This window comes from Lysinibacillus irui (genome assembly GCF_028877475.1).
GTDB classification, from domain to species: domain Bacteria; phylum Bacillota; class Bacilli; order Bacillales_A; family Planococcaceae; genus Lysinibacillus; species Lysinibacillus irui.
Window position 1 is genome coordinate 1,461,081 of sequence record NZ_CP113527.1, and the last position, 23,224, is coordinate 1,484,304.

The window sequence follows — 23,224 nt, forward strand, 5'->3', positions numbered from 1 at the left end:
GGTGAAGACGTTGAGCACAGCTAAATTAAAGGTTTTGAACCGCTATCATGTCATCTTTTTGGCTCAAAGCATTATGATTGGTACAGGTATACTTTCGTTGCCGCAAAAAATGAGTTCGATGGGGTATACTCAGTGGCTTGTGCCGATTATATTTGGAATAACTGCTACGTTAACTCTTTGGCCAATGGTTTGGCTTTGCTCTAAATATCCTACTGAGCATTTATTTCGTATCAACGAAATATTATTAGGAAAAATCATAGGAAAGGCCATTAACCTATTTTTTGTCTTGCAATTTATTGTCTTTAGTGCAGGTATCATTAGTAATTATATGCATCTCATTCAAAGTACAGCGCTGCCTGAACAAACGATCACATTGCCTGTTATTTGTTTATTACTTTTACTTATTTACATTGTAAGTGGGGGCATAAAATCAATAGCTAGATTTTGCATGATGACTTTTTTTATAACAATCCCCATGGTCTACTTTACACGGTGGGCAATTGAAAAAGGGGAGTTTAGCCATTTACTTCCGTTATTTAATTTTAATGCGAAACAATTTTTTGATGCGTTCAAAGATGGCTATTTATCAATCCTTGGTTATGAATTAATCATGATTTATTTTCCTTATATTATGGATCAGAAAAAGGCATTTCGCCATTCGCTAATCGGGATTTGGATTAGTATTTTTCTTTGTTTTTTCACAACAGTCGTAAGTGTCATCTATTATTCTGAATGGCAATTGAAAAATGTGGAGTTTTCTGTATTGAATTTATTTAAAGCTGGTGAATTTACGTTTGTTGAACGAATAGATATTATTGGGATCACGCTATGGGTATTTTTAATATTATCATCCGTAACTGCCTATGTATGGTGTGCCAAAATAGGAATTGACTCAGTATTTAAAAAGAAAAAAATTTATATACTCTATTTAATTGCAGCTATCATATTTGTGATTGTCAAGATGCCTTTTTCCCGCGAGGTTCAAGAAAAGCTATTTGCAGCAAGTAATTATATAGGCTATATGCTAATTATTTGGCCAGTCATATTAATGCTCGTATATGCAGTTAGAAAAAAGAAGGTGGAGCAATGAATAAAAAGCTTCTATGCATCATCCTTTCCTTGTTATTGTTACTAGTTGGTTGTGCAAGAAAGGAACAAAAGGTTCCACTAGAGGATATAGGTATGGTTGGTACAATGGCTTTTGATTATATAGATGATAAGCAAATGAAATTAACCGTAGCCATTCCGCAGTATTCGCCCGAAGCACAAAAAAACACACAAATTTTCTCTGTTGCTACTGACCTTGTTTCAAATGGAATAGTAGAAATTGAAAAGCTATCAGATAAAAAGATTGTCTTTAACCAATTACGTGTTGTCTTAGTCAATGAAGAGTTTGCACGAAAAGGGCAGGTGCGAAAGGTTATTCAGCATTTATACAGAAATGCAGAGGTAGGCAATAAGGTACTTATTGCTATTGCAAAGGACAATGCAGAAACTATTTTAAAGGGAGATTATCCTGATAAACCAAACATTAATTTTTATATTAATGATCTTTTAGAGCCAAGTATTAATACGGCGTTTAATCCCAATACAAATGTCCATGATTTCATTTACACCATTTCAAATCCAGTGATAGACACAATTCTTCCTTATATTGAAAAGCTTGATGATAAGTTAGAAATAAAGGGTGTTGCTATTTTTAAAGGGAGCCATATGCATGAACTGATAAAGCCAGAGGAAGCGCTCATTATTCAAGCTTTACAGGGACGAAAAAATCTGGCGCCGCTCCATTTAGATTTGCATGAGGGACATGGTGAAGAGAAGCTGATGATTGATTTAATTGAGAGTACGGTCAATATACAAAGCAATAAGGATATTGAGTCACCTAAGATAACCATTAACCTTAACATTAAAGGGACATTAAGCGAATATAAAGGCGCAAGAGAGTATGAGCTAAAAACCGCTGAGAGCATTAGTCATTTGGAGAAAGATGTTAATAAGCAGCTGAAAGAGGATATCACTAAATTTCTAGATAAATTAAAAACGATGGATGTGGATCCTAGTGGATTAAGTGAGAAATTTAGAATGTATTATCACGGAAAATGGACGACTAAAAAAACAAGGGAACTAATTAGAAAGCTAAATACAGAAGTACATGTTAAGACATCCATTATTAGTACAGGAACCTTAAAATAAAAGGACAATCAAATCTGCAATCCATTAGAGCGCAGATCTGTTCGTCCTTTTTTATGTTTATGATTTGCGCATAATAAAGCTTAAATGTCTGCCTGCTTTTTTGTCCTGACGGTAAGAGAAGCCATCAGGGCTAAGGAATGTGCAGGTTGCATCAATTTGTATGTGCTCTGCTGGAATACCTGCAAGCTCACATTGTTTTTTGACGGTTTGTTGATTATCAATATGATATTTATTGGTTTCAGCATTAAAATACATGAATTGTTCAGCATAGCCCAGGCTATGGAATTTTTCGTAGACATCTGCGTCAACCTCAAACTTTTGCTGACTTAGAGCCATGCCGATTTGAACATGAAAATCCTCAGGTCGGCATTGTTCTTCATGTACTAGATGTTGGAATAACTTTAGGGTTATTTCTTTGACTGTTCCTTGCCAGCCTGAATGGATAACACCAACTAGTCCATTCACTGCATTATAAAAAATAACGGGAACGCAATCTGCGGTAAAGCTACATACTAATAAATTGGGCTCTGTGGTATAAAGAGCATCCGTATTTTTAACTGCTGTATCCATTTGCTCAGCTCCACGTCCTTTATCGGCCAATGTAACCTTGTGGAAATTAGCACTATGGGTTTGCTCTGTACAAATAAATTGTTGTAAATCACAGTTCAACGTAGCAGCTAATTGTTGACGATTTTCAATCACATCTTGAACATTGTCGCATATGTGCAACGCCATATTATTTTGCTCCAATTCCAATGGGTCTTTTAAGGTAGTACCCGCAATAAATTGTTCATTATCTACATAAATTTTTGTTTTCATTCTAATCACCTCGTTTTACTATATAGGATTACTTATGGAAAGTATAGGTTGCAGTTATTTGTTATTTAGCTCTCTTTTACCCGACTATCAATCTTTTAGACATAATGAACCAATTTCCCTACATATAGTGGAAGGAATGATATTGATAGCTAGAGGAGAGGGCAAATTTTGAGTGAACTAAACATATTATTGATTTGCCAATTAGGTATGGGCCTTTTTTGGATTATTACATATATACTCGTTATTTATAAAGGATGGCGAGATAAACAATATGGCATGCCCATGGCGGCAATTTGTGCCAATATTTCATGGGAGTTTATCTTTGCTTTTATCTACCCGCAAAATGATCTCCAACGATTCATTACGCTCATTTGGTTCCTATTAGACATCTTTATTTTAATGCAATTTTTACGCTATGCTCCAAATGAATACCGTAGAATGCTTTCAAAAAAATTATTGTATTTCTCCTTTTTGCTGACTTTAGTTTTCAGCATGTTGACGATTTTAGGCTTAGTCCATGAGTTTCATGATTACGAAGGGAAGTACGCGGCCTTTTTTCAAAATCTCATGATGTCCGGTTTATTTATCGCTCTATTGTTGCAAAGGGGGAATTTGGCGGGCCAGTCGATGGCAATTGCTATCTGTAAAATGTTAGGTACATTGTTTGCCTCAGTTGGCTTTTATCTCTACTTCCGCACGCCACTGATTACCATTATTTCTGTGGCAACGCTCTTTTATGATTGGCTTTATATTCTCTTAATCTATCGTTGGCAGAAGCAAAAACCAAAATTATAACAGATGTACCTATTGGTAATGTATGCTAATTACAAATAGATTGCAACTTGATGACAAGTGAAAGGATAAAGAGGGCGTCAAAATGGGCTTTGTCTGTTAATGTTGGGGGCATGTCATACAATTGTAAAAATCCTTCCAAATATTTTGTGATGATTATCGCACTAAAACTATTTACGATAGTAGTAGAGCAAAGAGGAAGGATGATTAACATGTTGAACAAAATCAAAAAAGCAGCATTTTCTTCAGTAATAGCAGCTTCTTTATTAGTACCAGTAGGAGCAATGGCAGCTGAATCCTATACTGTAGCATCTGGAGATACTCTATGGAAAATAGCGTTGAAAACAGGAACTGGAGTACAAGAATTAATTGATGCCAATCCACAGCTTACGAATCCAAATCAAATTTCCCCTGGACAAAAAATCACTGTTTCTGTAAAGGAACAAGCAAGTGTTGAACAAGAGGTAGTTAAACTTGTCAATGCAGAGCGCGCAAAAGCAGGTCTACCAGCATTACATGAAGATTTAGAGCTATCAAAAGTAGCAAAAAACAAATCTCAAGATATGCATGATAAAAATTACTTTGACCACACTAGTCCAACATATGGCTCACCTTTTACTATGATGAAAAACTTCGGCATCACCTATAAATCGGCTGGCGAAAATATCGCGAAGGGCCAACGTTCAGCTCAAGAGGTTGTCACAGCTTGGATGAATAGTGAAGGACACCGAGCTAATATTCTCAACAAAAGCTACACACATATTGGGATAGGCTATGTACAGGATGGGAACTACTGGACACAAATGTTTATTCAAAAATAATTATACAGAACTGCCCGAATTCAGTTGTCACTGATGAGGACAGTTCTTTTTATGTAGATAAATAAAATCAAATCAATCCATTTAAAGTATATTAAACATCCCTTAATACTTTTCAGAAACAATATGTTTGGGTAAAACGCACAAGAAATTACAATTTTTTCGGCATATTGTATCCATATATGATAGAAAGGGCGTTTATTGTGGGAAAAGAACAAAAATTTTTTAGGTTTAAGTTTAAATCCAATCCTGCTTGTCATTGTCATTGTTGTGGTTTTTGTTGCCCTTGCCGTTGTAAGCCACCATTTTTACCAGAACCACCAATACCAGTCTGTGATTATTTAGTATATGTGACGGATGCTGGGCAGTTAGAAACCCCTGATAATAGGGTATCAGTGATTGATACAGCGACAAATACTATTGTTGCTTCCATTCCAGTAGGAACGGCTCCTTTAGAGGTAGCGATCACACCAAACGGAGCATTTGGTTATGTTCCAGCACTCTTCTCCGATAATGTCACAGTTTTTAATACTGCAACAAATACGGTAGTCACTACGATTCCTGTAGGAGATGAGCCGCTTGGTATAGCGATTTCACCAAATGGTGCCCTTGCTTATGTCTCAAATCATGGACCAGCAGCTAACTCTGTATCCGTCATTGATACAGCGACAAATACCGTAACAGCTACCATTCCAGTTGGGCTCCAACCTCAAGGTATCGCTTTTACGCCGAATAGTGCGTTTGCCTACGTGGCAAACGAAAATTCAGGTACTGTATCGGTTATTAACACAGCTACTAATACGGTGGTTGCTACAATCCCTGTTGGAATTCGCCCAAGATCCATTGTTTTTACTCCAAGTGGACAATTTGCTTACGTTACAAATGAAAATAGCAACAATGTATCTGTCATTAATGTTGCAACAAATACAGTAATCAATACAATTCCTGTGGGAACAGGGCCTGTAGGAACAGCCATTACGCCTGATGGCACACTTTTGTATATTGTCAATAAAGGTAGTAATACTGTTTCTGTCATCAGTACAGCAACAAATATGGTGATAGCTACAATTCCTGTAGGATCATCTCCTGATCAAGTAACCATTTTGCCAAATGGAATGTTGGCATATGTCACAAATCAAACGGACAACACAGTATCTGTTATAGATATTGCAACCAATATGGTAGTGGATACAATTCCAGGATTTAATGGTCCGACTGGTATAGATACTGGAACAATCTGCCTATAGTAAATGAGCTAATTTTTTGAAGTACTCAAAGATTGCAAACAAAATTAAAGTAGTAGCCTCCTAAAAATCAACACCACTAAAATTCAAGACGTCATATTGGGGTGTTAAAGAAAGTAATGGCCAAAAGATGTTCTGATAGAAAGTTACGAATGAATTGTATAGCCTGATTTTGGATAGCTCTCTCATTTTAAATTTTAGTATGGCTATCCTAGCACTACATAATTTTATTAAATGTTGATTTCAAAGGTCGTTATGATTTATGTTTCCCATTAACAGATAAATAAATTTCCATAAAAACCACACACTATTAGCAATATACGAATAAGATGTCTCTGTAGTATGAAGATAGAGGTAGGTGTACATTGTTGAGAAAGAAGTGGATGGCTGCATTTTGCGTATTAAGTATGATAGGACTAGTGGGATGTCAAAAAAATGCCGCAAATGAGCATAGGCTAGAGCAAGAAAATCAGCAATTAAAGCAACAAATCGAAGAATTACAAAAGCCTGTTAACTCCGAGCAAATAACGCAAAATGAGCCGGCTATTGTAGAGATAGTGGATCCTACGACAAACACGATTATTGAAACGATTTCACCAAAGGAAAGTGGCTATGAGACAAATCCGCAAGCCTATCAGCAGTTTATCGAGCAAGTCGCTAAGGAATTAGCGAGAGGAACGAAAACAACCAATGGCTATGATCAGCGGATGGTGCTTGATCGATTGGATGAAACAGGGAATATAATTAAGGGAAGACCACAAACGATTTTAAAAGAAAGTGAATTAGTGGAGAGAGTTTTAGAAGCCTCAGCGACTGGTGGTCAAGTGGAAGTGCCACTTTATACCACTCAAAGTGGCTATTCGCTTGAGGATATTCCTTATTTAGAGGAGGTTGTTGTCGCATCCTTTACAACCTATTTTAATAGCGCTGATGTGGGGAGAAATAAAAACATTGAGCTTTCTGCCAAGGCCATTGATAATGTGATCGTTGGCAGTGGAGACCAATTTTCGTTTAATACGGTTGTGGGACCACGAGATGAAGCTCATGGCTATCAGCCTGCACCAGAAATTATTAATAAAAAAGTTGTCATGGGCATCGGCGGGGGGATCTGTCAAACATCTTCAACCCTATTTAATGCAGTGGATCAAATTCCAGTTAAATATGTGGAGCGCCATCACCATTCCTTAGACGTAGGGTATGTACCAAAGGGGAGGGACGCAACGGTGTCCTATGGTAGTTTAGATTTTAGATTTCAAAACACTAATGATGTACCATTTTTAATAAAGACTAGCTATGGCAAAGATTTTCTAACAATCGAAATACGAACAGCAGAGAAATATGTAGAATTATTGACAAAGCAATAATATAGTGAAAAGACACTAATAGACATTGGTGTCTTTTTTTAGGTGCCATGATATAGTTAATTTGAAAAGCTCTGGGAGGGGAAAACCATGCATCCAAAAATACAGGCAGTAATTGATTCTATTGATTTATACCAAGCGACATATCCAGAAGATGCTTGTGTCATAGTGGCAGATACAGAAAGGGTTCTTGCCTACAAACCAGGTAAACATGTTGACCTGAAAGTAGGGATAGGTGAATCCGTCCATACATATAGAGGAACCGCAACGGAAATAGCATTAAGTTCAGGTCGATTTGTGAAGGAAGAACGAAGTGCAGAAGGATTTGGTATGGCCTATATCGCCTCTGCACAGCCTATTTTTGATGGTGGACAAGTTATAGGCGTATTAAGTGCCATTATTTCGAATGAAAAAATGGATAATATGCGTTTATTAGCTACAGAACTTTCAAGTACTGTGGAAGAAATGACTACTACAAATGAAGGGTTAGCCACTGCTAGTATGGATGTTTCAAAACGTTTGGAAGAGCTATCTAATTTCTCTGAATCGATGGCTGGCGACATTGAACAAATCAATGTCATTGTTAATTTAGTAAAAGATTTGGCAATGAAATCAAAAATTCTTGGCTTAAATGCTTCGATTGAAGCTGCACGTTCAGGTGAGCATGGGCGTGGCTTCGCGGTTGTCGCTTCAGAAATTCAAAAAATGTCCCAAAGCAGTACTGATAGTGCCGATAGTATTACAAGACAATTAGAAAGCATTAAGCAATCTATTGATCAAGTGAATGCTTCTGCTAATCAAATTGCTGCCTTTACCCAGCAATTTGCAGAAAGTATGCACGAATTAACGGATGCCTATAAAGGGGTTAATAATACAGCAGAAAAGCTCATGCATATTAGCGAGATTAAAGGATAGCATAGAAAAAAGGATAATAGCCAAGTAGATTGCTATTATCCTACTCTATAATTAAATAATTTCTAAAATTTCTTGAGGAGTTGCTACCCTGTATTCAGGCTCTTCATTTTTAACCACTTCCTTGGCATCATAGCCCCATTCCACCCAAGCAATGGGCACACCTGCTTTTTTACAAGCCACAATATCCCGTTGTTCATCCCCGATATATAGCACATCGGATGAGTGAACATTCGATTCCTTTAAAAACTTTTTCATCACTTTATCCTTGCCGAAAATTCGGTTTGAGCAAAGAACATCGGCTACACAATGAATACCGTTCATTTTTAGAAATTCTAAAATATTGTCCTTAGAATTTGAGGAAATAATGAGGATTTTATAGCCTCTTTTATCAATTTCCAGCAGTACTTCTTTCATTCCATCAAAAAGATGAACATCATTTAACGATTGGCGATACAATTTATAAAATTGCGGTAAAATCATCGGCAATTTATACATTGGAAAATCAAATAATTTACTCCGTTCAGAAATCGATAATTTTTTCAAGGCATCAATTTCCTTTAATTCGATGCCTTTAAATTTATATTTTTGAGCTAATGTATTCCATGCTGATGCAAACACGGCAGTTGAATCTGCCAATGTTCCATCAAAATCAAAGATAATATGCTTCATTGCAAACTTTCTCCTTTACCATCTAGTTGTATTGACGTTTTATGCTTAAAAATGTTACATGGAATGGGCTAACAACTGCCTCATGAAACAACAACCATTTTGAGCGTACGTAAACATCTTATGGTAAATATTATCAAAAAATACTGCGATTGCAACGGAAATGGTCGTACAAAAAAGCGCTCTCTCAAAAGAAATTGGGCTTTCAAACGATAGACGCCAACTCAAAAAAATAAGTGTTTGCCTATTGTTTATGCATTAAAATGAAAAAAGCCAGTATTTAAAAACAATTGTAATCTCTAAAAATTTGTGTTAGATTAATTGATACTATTATTCGAAAGGAGGTAAAAAGTGATGGAAGCTAAATTCGCAAAAGGTTTGATTGAGATAGAGGTGAAATCTTACAATTTCTGTGGGGACTTGCTGGCAAAGGGAGAGGTCTGCCCTTTTTTAAGCAAATTTCATATGGAAACAGGTTCCGGAAGCTTTTTACCTTCAAATTATCATAATTATTTTTAGTAGTATTACTGTAAAATAGAAAGCAGGGTAAGCGCCGGTTCTTGATCGGCGCTTTTTGTGTTTTATTGTGAAATATAGAATAAAGCCTCTTCATTACAGAGGTTTATTTTTTCAAAGGTGCCGTTTATTACGGTGCCTTTTTTTTATTGGGGGAGGAGAGAGAAGTGATGTGTAACCTTATACGTCCATTTATTTCTTAAGTGCTAACGCTTGGTGAAATGATGGCCAAAATAAATAAGGAGATTGAAAAAATGATACTTCAATTAAATGGAATTAGTAAAAGCTATTTAGGAGATCCTATTCTCTCAAACATTACCTTAAAACTGGAACGTGGGGATCGCATGGGCCTTATTGGGGTAAATGGAGCTGGAAAATCAACGTTACTGAAAATAATTGCAGGAGATCTTCCATACGATCAGGGGGAGATTTTCATGGGGAAAGGGGTTAAAGTAGGCTATTTAAAACAGGACAGTGGATTGCAGATGGAACAAACGATTTGGTCTGAAATGCTCGGGGTATTTACGGAGCTACTAAAGGTTGAACAGGAACTTCGAGAACTGGAGGCGCAAATGAGTGAGCCATCTTTAGTCCATAATCCGGATAAATTTGAGCAAATAATGACACGCTATGCTGGCAAGGCGGATTGGTTTACGCAACAAGGTGGCTATGATATTGAGCCAAAAATTAAAAGTATGTTAAATGGTATGGGTTTTGGCGACATCCCCAACGATACACTGATTAAGAAGCTCAGTGGTGGCCAAAAAACAAGGCTTGCTCTTGCCAAAATCCTGTTAGCACAACCAGATTTATTACTTTTGGATGAGCCGACAAATCACCTGGATTTCGAGACATTAAATTGGCTTGAAAATTATTTACGTGTCTATCAAGGGGCCATTTTAATTATTTCTCATGATCGTTATTTTTTAGATGCCCTTGTCCATGAAATTTATGAGATTGAGCGTACAAAAGGCACAAAATATAGCGGTAATTATTCTCAATATGTAGAAAGTAAAGCTAAGAATCGTCAGTTGCTAGAGAAAAAATATTCGATGCAACAACAACAAATAGCTAAAATGGAGGATTATATTCAAAGGAATATTGCCATGGCAACTTCTTCGAGAAGCGCTAAAAATAAACGGAAGCAACTTGAACGAGTTGAACGGATTGATCAACCACAAAAAGATTTAAAGCATGCACAAATGGCATTTGCTATGGATAAGAAATCGCATAAAGAAGTATTGAAGGTAAGAGACTTAGAGATATCGTTTAAGGTAGAAAATATCCAAAAAACGCTGTTGCGAAATATTTCCTTTGACTTATACAGAGGCGATAGGGTTGCTTTAATTGGGCCGAATGGTGTTGGAAAATCAACATTAATTAAAGCACTGCTTAAAGAGATTGAGCCAGATAGTGGGGTAGTGGCTTGGGGGCATGGTGTTACGATTGGCTATTACGATCAAGAACAGGCAACATTAGACCCCGATAATTCGGTACTACATGAGGTTTGGAGTGCATTTCCAACGATTGAAGAAGCAAGAGTACGAACGGTGCTAGGTAATTTTTTATTCACAGGAGAGGATGTTTTTAAAAAGGTTTCCTCTCTAAGCGGTGGGGAAAAGGCTCGTGTTGCCTTAGCGAAGCTGATTTTACAGAAAGCGAATGTCCTTATCTTGGATGAACCGACCAATCATCTCGACTTATTTAGTAAAGAAGTATTAGAGGAAGCACTTTTAAAATTTGAGGGGACATTATTGAGCATTTCACACGATCGCTATTTCTTAAATAAATTAGCAGGTAAAATGCTTGAACTTACTCCTTCGAATGTGACTGTTTTTCAAGGGAATTATGATGATTATGTTCTTCGAAATATAAGAAATTAACAGTACTACTCGCCACCTCTTAAGCAAGGGGTGGCCCTTTTTTTGAAAAATTTAAGATAGAAGGATGGATAATATAATAAAATAGTGTTATTGTTAGAACTAGCTAAATAAAAATATCCTTCAGGGTAGGGTGAAATTCCCGATCGGCGGTGATGAAGTCATTCAAAGTCCGTGAGCGCAAGCTGATTTGGTGCAAATCCAAAACCGACAGTTATAGTCTGGATGGGAGAAGGGTATAAATGCAAACTTTTTAAATTTAAAATAATTTAGAGGGTTTATTTGACTATGCATTTATTACAAACTTCCCATTCATTATGCGGGAAGTTTTTTTGTTTTCGTTTAATAACAAGTACGCAATACAACCACCTCAAGGATAGAGATGCATAGTAGATCTCACTGATTTAGCGAACAAACTAATTGAATAGAAGATGTTCTTCGGGGTAGGGTGAAATTCCCAATCGGCGGTGATGAAGTCATTCAAAGTCCGTGAGCGCAAGCTGATTTGGTGCAAATCCAAAACCGACAGTTATAGTCTGGATGGGAGAAGAACAAATGAGATAGTAGTCTATGGAAAAAAAGTTAATCCAAATAGGCTTATTTGTTGATGTCTTATACTCCCAAAACCCCTTTGTCAAAGGGGTTTTTTCTTTTTTTGTTAGCTAGGAAGGGAGACGGATACAACGTTTAAAATGACGGATAGAAAACTAAAATTAACGGAAACACTCCGAAAAGTGACGGATAAAAACTGTCAAAAAAAAGAAAGAAGGTGGAGAAATGTTTACGGGGCTTGTAGAGGATATTGGCACAATTAAAGCCGTGCAAAGCGATAAGTACAGTATGAAAATTACTGTTCAATCACCCAAAATAGTGGAGGATGTAAAGCTTGGCGATAGTATAGCAGTCAATGGTGTTTGTTTAACGGTGACACATTTTACGCAGCAGGAACTTACCATGGATGTTATGCCTGAGACAGTCAAAGCAACTAATTTACAGCAGCTAGCGATAGGAGATCCCGTTAATTTGGAGCGCGCTATGCCTGCAAATGGGCGATTTGGTGGTCATTTTGTAGCTGGACATGTGGATGGAATCGGGAAAATTTTACGAAAGCGTCCGGTTGCTAATGCAGTCTATATCGATATCGAGTTATCAGAGGAACTCACAAGCTTTTGTATTCCAAAGGGTTCCATCACAATTGATGGCACGAGTTTAACCATTTTTCATGTTGAATCGAACAGTGTCACTATTTCATTGATTCCGCATACGTATAAGGAAACTGTTTTAGGTATGAAGAAGGTTGGAGCAATCGTAAATATCGAAACAGATTTGGTTGGTAAGTATATTTTGCAGCAACTGAAAAAAGGACAAGTTACGTCAACCATTACAAGAGATTACTTAGCCCAACATGGTTTTTAATATAAAAAATGAGGAGATGACACTAGTGCTGCATGCAATTGAAGAAGCCCTAGAAGATTTAAAGCAAGGCAAAATAATTGTGGTAGTTGATGATGAAGATCGAGAAAATGAGGGGGACCTTCTAGCGCTTGCTGAATTCATCACACCGGAAACAATTAACTTTATGGCAACCTATGGTAGAGGTCTTATTTGTACGCCTATTTCACAGCAGCTAGCACAAAAGCTAGATCTACATCCAATGGTTCAGAACAATACAGATAACCATCAAACAGCATTTACGGTCAGTATCGACCATGAAGAAACAACGACAGGAATTAGTGCCTTTGAACGCGCGTTGACAATTCAAAAGATGATTGAAGATCAAGCAAGGCCAACTGATTTTCGTCGACCTGGCCATGTTTTTCCTCTAATTGCAAAGGATAACGGTGTCTTAGAGCGTAGAGGACATACTGAGGCAACTGTTGATTTAGCAAAGCTTTGCCAGAGTGTGCCTGCGGGTGTTATTTGCGAAATCATGGGTGATGATGGACAGATGCTACGTTTTGAAGAGCTGACAAAGTACGCAGCTCAACATGGCTTAAAAATGATATCGATAGAAGCATTGGTTGCCTATCGCAATCGGTTATTCACAACAGAAAATACAATATCTATTTAAAAAGGAGAAAGAACAATGGGTAAAAAATTTGAAGCACAATTAATTGGAACAGATTTAAAAATAGCGGTAGTAGTAGGACGTTTTAATGAGTTTATTACAAGCAAATTATTGGATGGAGCAATGGATGGTTTAACACGACATGGAGTAGATGAAGCATCTATTGACGTAGCGTGGGTTCCTGGAGCTTTTGAAGTTCCATTTATTGCTAAGCAATTAGCAGAAACAAAGAAATATGATGCCATTATTGGATTAGGAACTGTTATTCGTGGATCAACAACACATTATGACTATGTGTGCAATGAGTCGGCAAAAGGTATTGCCAATGTGTCCTTAACAACAAATGTCCCTGTTATTTTCGGTATTGTCACAACAGAAAATATTGAACAGGCAATTGAACGTGCTGGCACGAAGTCTGGTAATAAAGGCTATGATGCTGCAATGTCAGCAATTGAAATGGCAAATCTGAAAAAAATGATTGGATAAGAACATGTTCTAATAGCCATCACATCATTTGTTTTCTTGAATATTTTTAATATCCATGGGAAAAATATGCTTAAGTGTATTTATTGAAAGTTGTTTATCATAAATGTACTAATCTTGAGCTGGCTCAGTAGGAGATGAGAAGTATTTCATCAATGGAACAAATGATTAATTTGAAAATGCTGAAATCACTATTTCAACGCTCTGCTGATGTGATATTCCAACAGTATAAATTTCAGCAATATACGGTACATTTTATAACTTGTGATGCGATGGTAGACGAGCAAATACTTCAAACAGTGATTGTTCAACGGGTTCAAGACTTATTAAATAATAGCTCTGACGAAATGCTAGCAGAACAAATAGAACAGCATTTACAAATTCCTTATCTTCAAAAGGTACTAACGAAAGAGGATATACTGACAAGAGTTTATAAGGGCCACGTATTATTGTATTTTGAGGAAAATCAATTATTATATTCGAGCAATATTTCAAAACGACCTAACCGAGAGCCTGGAGAAACAACACTTGAATTAGTAGTTAAAGGACCTAGAGATGACTTTATTGAAGATATATTCATTAATATTGCTTTGTTAAGAAAACGATTACCAACCAATTCATTTAGTGTCGAGACATTAGAAATTGGTAAACGTTCTAAAACTACAGTAGCGATCCTTTTTATGGAAGATATTGTGAACCTCAATATGCTGGAGCAAATTCGATTACAATTACAAAAGATTGATACGGATATCGTTGTCAATGGTGATTTATTAATGGAAGCAATCGAGAAAACTGCCACGATTCTTCCAAGACATGACTATACCGGAAGACCAGATTTTGCAGTCCAGGCATTGATTAGGGGAAGAATACTTCTCATGATTGATGGTGTTTCGTATGCCATGATTACACCAACAAATATTATGTTGCTTTTTAAATCGGCAGAAGATAATGAATATCCTATTATTGTCAGTTCAATGGAACGAGTGCTACGAATTGTAGGCATAATGATTAGTATGTTATTACCCGGCTTTTGGCTTGCATTAACAACTTTCCATCAAGAACAGCTACCTTTTCTACTTCTTGCAACGGTTGTAGAGTCAAGAACGGGTTTACCATTTCCAACGATTTTAGAAATACTACTAATGCTATTTATGTTTGAACTGTTTCGTGAAGCGAACTTACGTCTACCCAGTGCTGTCAGTGGCTCCGTTAGTGTGGTAGGTGGCTTAATTATCGGCGATGCTGCGATAAAAGCTGGTGTTACAAGCCCTTCGATGATTGTGGTGATTGCCATTTCAAGTATTGCTGCTTTTACACTTGTTAATCAATCATTCGTGACAGCTATGAGTATTTTCCGATTAATCATCATTATTGCATCTGCATTTTTGGGTTTATTTGGGTTTTTTATTTCAGTCTTCTTCATTCTACTGTATACAGCAAATATGCAAGTACTAGGTGTACCATATATTAACTTTAGTGCAGATTTTGAAAAAGGCAATATTAGAAAATCTTTATTACGTGTTTCTCCAAAGGGCTATAGCAAGCGACCTTCCTTTTTAAAGCCACAAGATCGAACACGTACTTCAAGTAAAAATAAATAACTTTTCAAAGAAGATCAGGTATTGTTAGTACCTGGTCTTTTTCTTTGTTTTATTTTAGTGAAAAGAGACATAAAACGTTACTATTTACCTTTTTAGTTTACTTTCTTGTTAAGGATTATTAAACTATTTGTTAAGTGTATAATTTTAGTAATGGAAAAATAAAATTTGATTTTATGTTTTAATTTATGTAGGATATACAAGCAATGTTCGCAATACAAACGATACAATAGAGTTAATTATAATATAATAATATTCTAGAATATTTATAGATGAGGAAGTCCCGTTTTATATGAAAAATCGAAAAGTAAAACTAATATTAATTCTATCAACGTTTTTATTATGTTTGTTTACAAGTTTAAACATCTTTACATCCTATGTAAAAATTAAAAAGACCGTTGAGGAGTCGATTGCCAATCAAAGTTTAGAGGCTGCCCGTTCCATTGCTTCATCTATTGATACGGATGCTTATCAGCAATTTTTGAATAATCCACAGGAAAATGCGTATTATTGGAAAGTAAGAAGCTACTTAAACGATGCAAGAATAAAACTGGGTGCACTATTTGTTTACACCCTAAAGGTGGATAATCCAGAAGTATCGACAGCCATGATTACAGGGATGCCAAAAGAAATGAGAGAGGGCTTCGAAATTGGGGTAGTTTGTACCGTTCCCGCGAAGGAAGTTGAAAAAGCTTATAACGGTGAAACCTATGTTACAGAGGTCATACATGACTCTATACATGGTTCCTACTTATCAGTTGGCGCACCCATCAAAGATGACAATGGGAAAATTATTGGGTTTTTAGGTATTGATATTAGCGCAGATACTTTAAATGGTATTAAAGGTAAAGTCATTGAAGACAATCTATTTATTTTTATCTTTAATGGAGTCTTTATTTTAATTGTCATTGGTTCTTTTTTATTTTTACAGAGATGGTATCAAAAGGAAGTAGCGAAAGAAGTTGGTGCTACTGAAGACACATATCAAGCAGAAATCAAAGCATTGATTACGTCGGTGTCATCATTACGTCATGATTTTACGAATCATATTCAAGTATTACACGGTCTTCTTCAATTAGAAAAGACTGAGCAAGCCAAACAATATTTGTCTTCACTATCCAAAGAGGTTCAAGCAATTAAATCATTAAAGTTAAATATTGATCATCCAGGTTTATCCATATTATTGCAAACGAAAAAGTTAACGGCACAGAATCATAACATCGATATGGATTTTACTATCTCTCAAGATGACTTTAATAAGATTAAAACGACAGATTTAATCAAGATTCTATCGAACTTAATTGATAATGCCATAGATGCTGCAGTAGAGTTACCGGAGGGACAACGTAAAATAATGATTTGCTGTCGAGCAGATGAAGCACAATATGAATTTAAAATTACCAATACAGGTCCAAATATTGCTCATCCTGACCAAATATTTAAACAAGGTTTCTCAACGAAAAAACTTGAGAATGGTAGACTAAGAGGACAAGGATTATTTATAGTTAAAGAAATTGTTTCAAAATATAATGGTCATATTTCGATCGATTCATCAACACATTTAGAAACGACTGCCATTGTTAATATACCAATAAAATAACAGGAAAAAAGCTTTCTACAAAACAATTGTGGGGAGCTTTTTTTAATATGTAGGACATACATTACAAAGTATAAAGTGATATGATGGAGGAGATGAAGAAAATGGAAAAGAGCCTCCTGGCATTAATGAAAAAGGGCGGGCTTATTTTGTATGGAAGGCATGGGGCAGCAACGGTTGGTGTAGATCAACCCTATGGTACATTTCATAGTTGTCAAAATCAGAGAAACTTATCAGAACAAGGGCGTAGGGAAGCTGTTTATTTTGGTCAAATGCTACGTTATTGGCAAATCCCTATCCTTTCTCCTATTGCAACAAGTCCATTTTGTCGAACAATTGAAACCGCTCGGCTGGCATTTCCAAATTACGATGTACAAATTGTGCCCTTTTTGTATGACATCTATAAGTTAGGTGGCGATCTTCCTAGCAGTGAGCAAACTAGAATATTAATAGCCCTTTCATCTATGCTGGAAATAATTCCGCCACAGGGCATGAACAGTGTAATCATTGGCCATAGCTTTCCTAGAGATGTGGGACTTGGCATCCTCCCCGATATGGGAACGGTAGTAATACGGCCAAAAGGTCCAGGTCAAGGATATGATATTGTGAAGAAATTAACTTTAGAAGATTTAGCAAAAATAGATTCCATTTGAGAAGAGGGACAATATGAAGATCAAAACTGTTTCACAGTGCACGTTAGAGGAAGTATTGAAAGCATGGAATAAAGGCTTTGAAGGATATTTTGTTGAAATCAACATGACGGCAGAAATGTTTTTGCATCGATTAGTTGGGGAGGGGCTGTCTCCAACGCATTCTATTGTTATTTTTGACCAGGATGAACCAATTGCAATCGTTCTAAACGGTTTCCGTATCGTCAATGGCAAGAAAACTGCTTGGAATGGTGGCACAGGTATTTCACCAGACTATCGTGGTAAAGGAGTTTCCCATTTATTAATGGAAGAAGCCCTAGCTATCTACGAGCGAGAACAGGTGGAGATCGCTACGTTGGAAGCGATCAAAGAAAATAAGGTAGCCATTGCGGTATATGAGAAATATGGCTATGCTATTTCCAATCAGTTGCTATTTTTAAGTGGGGAATATGAAGGGGAATTTGAACATACAGCTCGCATTCATATAGAAACTATTCGCCCTGAGCAACTACCCCATTTCCCGTTCTATCAGGAAGATGTGCCGTGGCAATGTAGCTGGCAGAGTGTGAAACAGGGAGAAGCCAAGATTTTTTATAACGACGATAATAAAGCACTGGGCTATATGCTATACAAAACCGTTTGGAATGATAGTGGTGAAGTGGAGCGAATACTACTCTACCAATTAGAGATACTTGAAGATCGACATCAAAATTTACTACCCAACTTTCTCGAAAGCGTCACAACATGTCCAGTCCAAATGACGGCTGTTAACTTTTTAGCTAATAATCCCGCAACTAGCTTTTTATTAAAGAATGGCCTAAAGGTGACGACAGAGCAGGTACAGATGAAAAAGCAATTCTAAGCAAACTATTGTAATAAAGAACCCGGAATAAAAAATGGAGAACATGTCTTTTATTGAAATAGCGAGCCTCCGGAAGTATGGATGGCTCGCTCTTCTATTATTCTACTGTTACTGCTAGTTCTTTAACAATGAAAGAGGGCGAACCATGGCCACTTGGTAAGAAGTACAGATCTGAGCTAATGGCTTGTATATCTTTTAATAATGTGAAGAAATTACCTGCAATGGTCATTTGTTTGACTGGTGAGGCAATTTGACCATCTTGAATATGGAATCCTCTAGCTGCCACTGAAAAATCACCAGAAATACTATTTGTTCCTGAATGAAGTCCTGATAGATCCGTAATAAGCACACCTTCAGTTAAAGAGTGGATTAATGAGTCCTGTGTCTCTTGGCCGGGTGCAATATAAAAGTTTTGTGGGGCGACAGACAAAGTGTCCTTATAAGATTCTCTTTGTGCATGACCTGTTGACTCACAGCCGTCTTTTTTGGCTGTTTTTCGATTGTGCAAGAGTGTTTGTAATGTGCCATCGGTAATTATGGCTTGTTGTTTAGTGGCAACACCTTCACCATCAAAATTGCCTCCTGATAACGCTTCAGGATGATACGGTACAGTGATGAGTGACAATATGTCAGAAGCCACTTGCTGTCCTTCTTTGCCTTTTAGCAATGACTGATTTTTTTGTGCCTTCTCAGCGGAGAAAATCGGCATAAAGGTACTTAGTAATTCCGCTGCGGCATCATGACGGAGAATGATGGGATATTTGCTTGAAGGGATGGATTGCTCACCTAAATGGGCGAGAGCCTCCTCAGCAGCAGCCTTGGCAATAGCATCTACATCAAGGGAATGAAAATCTCTTGTCATTTTCAAATAACTACCAGCTTTTAATTCGTCACCTTGCTTGACAACTGTGGACAGGAAGAGGACTAAGCCGTTTTCCTTATGTGATAAAGATAAATTATTACTATTCGCTAAAGCACGTTCAGTTGAATAGTATTGAAGTATACAATAATCGAGCGTTATAATGCGGGGATCATACGCTCTGATTTTTTGCTCTATAGCCTTTAAACATTCAATCTTTTCTGGAATACTCACTGCTTCTAGTTCTTCATTATAAAAAGAATGTTGAGCATATTCCTCGCTACCCTCAAAAATAGAGAGATCTTCAGGCTCATCGAGTACATCCGCATTGGCTTTCACCTGATCAATTAAAAAAGCGATAGAATCATCATCTACTTTTTCTGTATATGCATAGCCCATCTTTCCATTATAGAGTCCTCGAAGACTGAGACCGCCATCGTCTGATGTTTCATAGCTATCCAATTCACCTTCATAAAGTGTGCACTGAAATGAAGTTTTCTGTTCATAATAGACTTCTGCTTCTGTTAATCCAGCTTCTACTGCTTGTTGTAAAAGATTTTTTTGGTATTGTGTAATGCTCATAGTTTATTCCCCCTTTGTTCCACCAACAGTTATTTCACTCACGCGAATCATCGGCTGACCAACATTGACAGGAAGGCTACCACTAAGTGATCCACACATGCCGGCTCCGTGTGCAAGATTATTGCCAACTCGATCAACTAGCTGCAATGTTTTAGCTCCATTGCCAATAAGGGTTGCCCCTCGCACAGGTCGTTCAATTTTGCCATCTTTGACGATATAAGCTTCCATTACCGCAAAATTATAATCACCAGTGGAAGGGGAAACTTGTCCACCACCCATATATTTTGCATAAATTCCGTATTCTGTAGAAGCGATAATATCGGCTGGCGTAGATGTGCCAGGTGCGATAAAGGTATTCGTCATGCGTGATGTTGGGTTAAATCGGTAGGATTGTCGGCGTGAAGAGCCTGTTGGCTGCGCATTCATGCGTCGAGCATTAAATTTATCAATTAGGTAGCCCTTTAAAATACCATTTTCAATTAAAACATTTCTCCTTGTTTTTTCTCCCTCATCATCAATATTAAGCGAACCCCATTCATTCGGAAGTGTGCCGTCATCAATATATGTAACAATTTCAGGAGCCACTCTTTCCCCAATACGATTCGCAAAGACAGAATTATTTTTAGCAACAGCTGTTGCTTCTAAGCCATGGCCACAAGCCTCATGGAAAATAACGCCACCGAATTCATTATCAATGATGACAGGGAATTTTCCGCTTGGACATTCATCTGCATGAAGCATCGTTACAGCAATACGTGCAGCTTCTCCTGCGTAATGATTAAGATCCAGTCTTTCAATAAATTCAAAGCCTGCATGGGCACCAGGACCATAGAAACCTGTTTGCACTTCAGTACCTTCTTCAGCAGTTGCTCGCATGCTCAGCCTACTATAAATACGTGTGTCCTCTACAAATTTACCTTCAGAATTAGCGATTAGTACGTTCTGCTGTTCGTCTAAATAACGGACAAATACTTGACTAATACGGGGGTCATAATTTCTAGCGATTGAATCTGCTTGTCGCATGATAGCGGTTTTCCTGCTGTGCTCCACAGTATTAGGCATACGCAGGATTTGATGAATAGGTGTCACCATCTCCTTATGAAGAGGGTGAATAGTACCTGACGCACCACCTTTGATAGCTAGTGCTGCTCGTTTGGCTGCTGCCAATAAGCCTTCCTCTGAAAAATCATTAGTGTAGGTATAGATACTTTGAAGGCCTGAAAAAATTCGAATGCCAATACCAAAATCACGTCCAGCAATACTTTGATCGATTTGTCCGCTTTGTAAAACGAATTCATTAGCATACTTATCTTCAATGAAGATTTCAGAAAAATCACCACCTGTAGCGAGAGCTGCTTCAAGCACATTTTCTATAATGGATTGTTTAATCATATAAATTCCTCCTTTTCTTGATTATACCAAATTTTTAAAAAGTTCTGTATTATTCTATATTTCTAGATTGGTGATATACAAATTTATGTATATTGCCAATAAAATTTTTTATGACATAATTTTTATGCAATTTCACCAAACTAATGGAAAGACAGAGGAAGGTGAAGAGATGCAACAACCATATAATGCTGGTGATATAGTTTATATTTTTTATCGCAATCCACATATTCAGGATGTAGCGAATATACAGGAAGCGGCGGTAGTCAATCATCCAGAGCAACCAGAGGAGCTAGCTCTATTTTTATTCGAAACCTATTATCCGATCACGAATGATATGTTAATTTTTTCAAGTGAGATGGCAGCTGAACAAGCCTATCATCAGTATTTTCACTAGGAGGTGGACATGATAAAGCCTTTTACACCTCAGCTTGTCTATTTTGAACCCGATGCACTTCAGTATCCATTAGGGCAGGAGCTCAAAGAGAAGTTTGAGAAAATGGGGATTGAAATTCGCTATACGACGTCGCACAATCAAGTAAGAAATCTGCCAGGAGACAATGATTTTCAAAAGTATCGCGTAGCTAAATCCACCTTAGTGGTTGGGATTAGAAAGACGTTAAAGTTTGATACATCGAAGCCTTCAGCAGAATATGCCATTCCATTTGCAACAGGCTGTATGGGCCATTGTCATTATTGTTATTTACAAACGACAATGGGCAACAAACCTTATATTCGTACGTATGTAAATGTCGATGAAATTCTAGAGCAAGCTGATCATTACATGGCCGAAAGAGCTCCTGAAATCACACGCTTCGAGGCATCTTGTACCTCTGATATTGTAGGGATTGATCATTTAACACATACATTGAAACGTGCTATTGAGCATTTTGGGCAAAGCGAGCTTGGCCAATTGCGGTTTGTTACGAAATTCCATCATGTAGACCACCTATTGGATGCCAATCATAATGGCAAGACAAGGTTTCGTTTTAGCGTTAATGCAGATTATGTCATCAAACATTTTGAGCCAGGTACATCCCCACTTGCGAAGCGCATAGAGGCGGCAGGTAAAGTGGCAAGAGCTGGATATCCACTTGGATTTATTGTGGCCCCTATTTATCTCCATGAAGGGTGGCAGGAAGGATATTACCATATGTTTGAACGATTAGATGCAGAGCTACCTAAGGATGTACGCGATGATATCACATTTGAGTTTATTCAGCATCGCTTTACAAAGCCAGCTAAACGAGTAATTGAAAAAAATTACCCGATGACGAAGCTAGAACTCGACGAAACTGTGAGAAGGTATAAATGGGGCAAATATGGAATTGGCAAATATATTTATCAAAAAGAAGAAGAGGAAGATATTAAAGAACATTTATATGGCTATATGCAAAAGTTCTTTCCACAAGCGAAACTAGAATATTTTACGTAACTATGAGAGAGAACAATATGTTTTCTCTCTATAGTAATAATTGTGCTTTATACGGTTCAATAAAACGACGATCTGTTAAATTTTGTGGTAAATGGCTCAGTGAGAAATAGTGCATCGTCTCTGATTCATTGTAATCAATCACTAAATCACCGTGAACATTTCTTGTATAATAGACAGCTGTAACAGAATATAATTCATCTCCATTTGACACTTTAAGATAGCAATCAGGTCCAGAAAAAACACCCAGTAACTGTAAGTCTGAGATGATCAGACCTGTTTCTTCTAACACTTCTCTTTTGGCGGTATCTTCTAAGCTCTCACCCAATTCCATTAAGCCACCTGGGAGCCCCCAGCCGCCATCATATCTTTTTTGTAGTAACACTTCGTTTGCACTATTTAACATGATGACAACAGATCCAGGTAAAATAATCGGTTGATGTCCTACGTATTGTCTTAAAAATTTATAGTATTCCATGATAACATCCTTTTCTTTA

Annotated in this window: 21 protein-coding genes, 2 pseudogenes and 2 riboswitches; of the genes and pseudogenes, 18 read left to right on the plus strand and 5 right to left on the minus strand. The window is 37.1% G+C overall.

All coding sequences use genetic code 11. The features are described 5' to 3' along the window. Positions 1-10: 10 nt before the first annotated feature. A complete protein-coding gene (locus OU989_RS07045; RefSeq protein ID WP_312505778.1) occupies positions 11-1,090 on the plus strand; it encodes a GerAB/ArcD/ProY family transporter in 1,080 nt (359 codons plus the stop codon). Beyond that, positions 1,087-2,196, plus strand: a complete 1,110-nt coding sequence (locus OU989_RS07050; protein WP_274796412.1) for a Ger(x)C family spore germination protein — start codon at positions 1,087-1,089, stop codon at positions 2,194-2,196. The genes OU989_RS07045 and OU989_RS07050 overlap by 4 nt, the downstream gene beginning before the upstream one ends. A 57-nt stretch (positions 2,197-2,253) precedes the next feature. On the opposite strand, the gene pgeF is transcribed toward OU989_RS07050, so the two are convergent. Next, a complete protein-coding gene (gene pgeF, locus OU989_RS07055; protein ID WP_274796413.1) occupies positions 2,254-3,015 on the minus strand; it encodes a peptidoglycan editing factor PgeF in 762 nt (253 codons plus the stop codon). Positions 3,016-3,183: 168 nt separating this feature from the next. On the opposite strand from pgeF, the gene OU989_RS07060 reads away from it, so the two are divergent. The 5 genes and pseudogenes from OU989_RS07060 to OU989_RS07080 all read left to right on the plus strand — a co-directional run bounded on the left by OU989_RS07060 (position 3,184) and on the right by OU989_RS07080 (position 8,145). Then, positions 3,184-3,810 (plus strand): transmembrane-type terpene cyclase, encoded by a 627-nt coding sequence (locus OU989_RS07060; RefSeq protein WP_274796414.1) that lies wholly within the window; start codon positions 3,184-3,186, stop codon positions 3,808-3,810. Between the two features lie 209 nt (positions 3,811-4,019). Then, on the plus strand, positions 4,020-4,628 hold the full coding sequence (locus tag OU989_RS07065) for a CAP domain-containing protein (RefSeq protein WP_274796415.1): 609 nt from the start codon (positions 4,020-4,022) through the stop codon (positions 4,626-4,628). Between the two features lie 284 nt (positions 4,629-4,912). Continuing rightward, a pseudogene (locus OU989_RS07070) lies at positions 4,913-5,872 on the plus strand (beta-propeller fold lactonase family protein); the annotation flags it as partial. 365 nt (positions 5,873-6,237) lie between these two features. After that, positions 6,238-7,233, plus strand: coding sequence for a VanW family protein (locus tag OU989_RS07075; RefSeq protein WP_274796416.1), 996 nt, complete (start codon positions 6,238-6,240; stop codon positions 7,231-7,233). Positions 7,234-7,320: 87 nt separating this feature from the next. After that, on the plus strand, positions 7,321-8,145 hold the full coding sequence (locus OU989_RS07080; protein ID WP_274796417.1) for a methyl-accepting chemotaxis protein: 825 nt from the start codon (positions 7,321-7,323) through the stop codon (positions 8,143-8,145). Between the two features lie 51 nt (positions 8,146-8,196). On the opposite strand, the gene OU989_RS07085 is transcribed toward OU989_RS07080, so the two are convergent. Continuing rightward, a complete protein-coding gene (locus OU989_RS07085; RefSeq protein ID WP_274796418.1) occupies positions 8,197-8,814 on the minus strand; it encodes an HAD-IA family hydrolase in 618 nt (205 codons plus the stop codon). Positions 8,815-9,162: 348 nt separating this feature from the next. On the opposite strand from OU989_RS07085, the gene OU989_RS07090 reads away from it, so the two are divergent. The 9 genes and pseudogenes from OU989_RS07090 to OU989_RS07130 all read left to right on the plus strand — a co-directional run bounded on the left by OU989_RS07090 (position 9,163) and on the right by OU989_RS07130 (position 18,465). Next, positions 9,163-9,330, plus strand: coding sequence for a hypothetical protein (locus OU989_RS07090; protein WP_274797400.1), 168 nt, complete (start codon positions 9,163-9,165; stop codon positions 9,328-9,330). A 251-nt stretch (positions 9,331-9,581) separates the two neighbouring features. Further along, positions 9,582-11,210: an ABC-F family ATP-binding cassette domain-containing protein gene (locus tag OU989_RS07095; protein ID WP_274796419.1), complete on the plus strand. Its 1,629-nt coding sequence runs from the start codon at positions 9,582-9,584 to the stop codon at positions 11,208-11,210. Between the two features lie 112 nt (positions 11,211-11,322). Beyond that, positions 11,323-11,448: riboswitch (FMN riboswitch) on the plus strand. Between the two features lie 189 nt (positions 11,449-11,637). Beyond that, a riboswitch (FMN riboswitch) is annotated at positions 11,638-11,763 on the plus strand. Positions 11,764-11,984: 221 nt separating this feature from the next. Next, the gene (gene ribE, locus OU989_RS07100) at positions 11,985-12,623 is read left to right on the plus strand and encodes a riboflavin synthase (protein ID WP_274796420.1); all 639 of its coding nucleotides are present in this window, start codon (positions 11,985-11,987) and stop codon (positions 12,621-12,623) included. A gap of 16 nt (positions 12,624-12,639) precedes the next feature. After that, positions 12,640-13,239 (plus strand): annotated as a pseudogene (gene ribB / locus OU989_RS07105) (3,4-dihydroxy-2-butanone-4-phosphate synthase); the annotation flags it as partial. A gap of 54 nt (positions 13,240-13,293) precedes the next feature. Continuing rightward, entirely contained in the window at positions 13,294-13,761 is a 468-nt protein-coding gene (gene ribH / locus OU989_RS07110; RefSeq protein WP_274796421.1) for a 6,7-dimethyl-8-ribityllumazine synthase, read from the plus strand. Between the two features lie 152 nt (positions 13,762-13,913). After that, positions 13,914-15,359: a spore germination protein gene (locus OU989_RS07115; protein ID WP_274796422.1), complete on the plus strand. Its 1,446-nt coding sequence runs from the start codon at positions 13,914-13,916 to the stop codon at positions 15,357-15,359. Between the two features lie 289 nt (positions 15,360-15,648). After that, entirely contained in the window at positions 15,649-16,956 is a 1,308-nt protein-coding gene (locus OU989_RS07120) for an ATP-binding protein (protein WP_274796423.1), read from the plus strand. 101 nt (positions 16,957-17,057) lie between these two features. Next, positions 17,058-17,606 carry a histidine phosphatase family protein gene (locus tag OU989_RS07125; RefSeq protein ID WP_274796424.1) on the plus strand — a complete coding sequence of 183 codons (549 nt, stop codon included), beginning with the start codon at positions 17,058-17,060 and terminating at the stop codon, positions 17,604-17,606. 13 nt (positions 17,607-17,619) lie between these two features. Beyond that, positions 17,620-18,465, plus strand: coding sequence for a GNAT family N-acetyltransferase (locus tag OU989_RS07130; protein ID WP_274796425.1), 846 nt, complete (start codon positions 17,620-17,622; stop codon positions 18,463-18,465). A 97-nt stretch (positions 18,466-18,562) separates the two neighbouring features. On the opposite strand, the gene OU989_RS07135 is transcribed toward OU989_RS07130, so the two are convergent. Both OU989_RS07135 and OU989_RS07140 read right to left on the minus strand, forming a co-directional pair. After that, positions 18,563-19,906, minus strand: coding sequence for a TldD/PmbA family protein (locus OU989_RS07135; RefSeq protein ID WP_274796426.1), 1,344 nt, complete (start codon positions 19,904-19,906; stop codon positions 18,563-18,565). Between the two features lie 3 nt (positions 19,907-19,909). Then, on the minus strand, positions 19,910-21,298 hold the full coding sequence (locus OU989_RS07140; protein WP_274796427.1) for a TldD/PmbA family protein: 1,389 nt from the start codon (positions 21,296-21,298) through the stop codon (positions 19,910-19,912). A gap of 169 nt (positions 21,299-21,467) precedes the next feature. Here OU989_RS07140 and OU989_RS07145 point away from each other — a divergent pair, with 169 nt between their 5' ends. Together OU989_RS07145 and splB are read left to right on the plus strand one after the other, a co-directional pair. Continuing rightward, entirely contained in the window at positions 21,468-21,692 is a 225-nt protein-coding gene (locus tag OU989_RS07145; protein ID WP_274796428.1) for a transcriptional regulator SplA domain-containing protein, read from the plus strand. Positions 21,693-21,701: 9 nt separating this feature from the next. After that, on the plus strand, positions 21,702-22,730 hold the full coding sequence (gene splB, locus OU989_RS07150) for a spore photoproduct lyase (RefSeq protein ID WP_274796429.1): 1,029 nt from the start codon (positions 21,702-21,704) through the stop codon (positions 22,728-22,730). Positions 22,731-22,758: 28 nt separating this feature from the next. On the opposite strand, the gene OU989_RS07155 is transcribed toward splB, so the two are convergent. Then, on the minus strand, positions 22,759-23,205 hold the full coding sequence (locus OU989_RS07155; RefSeq protein WP_274796430.1) for an NUDIX hydrolase: 447 nt from the start codon (positions 23,203-23,205) through the stop codon (positions 22,759-22,761). Positions 23,206-23,224 lie beyond the last annotated feature (19 nt).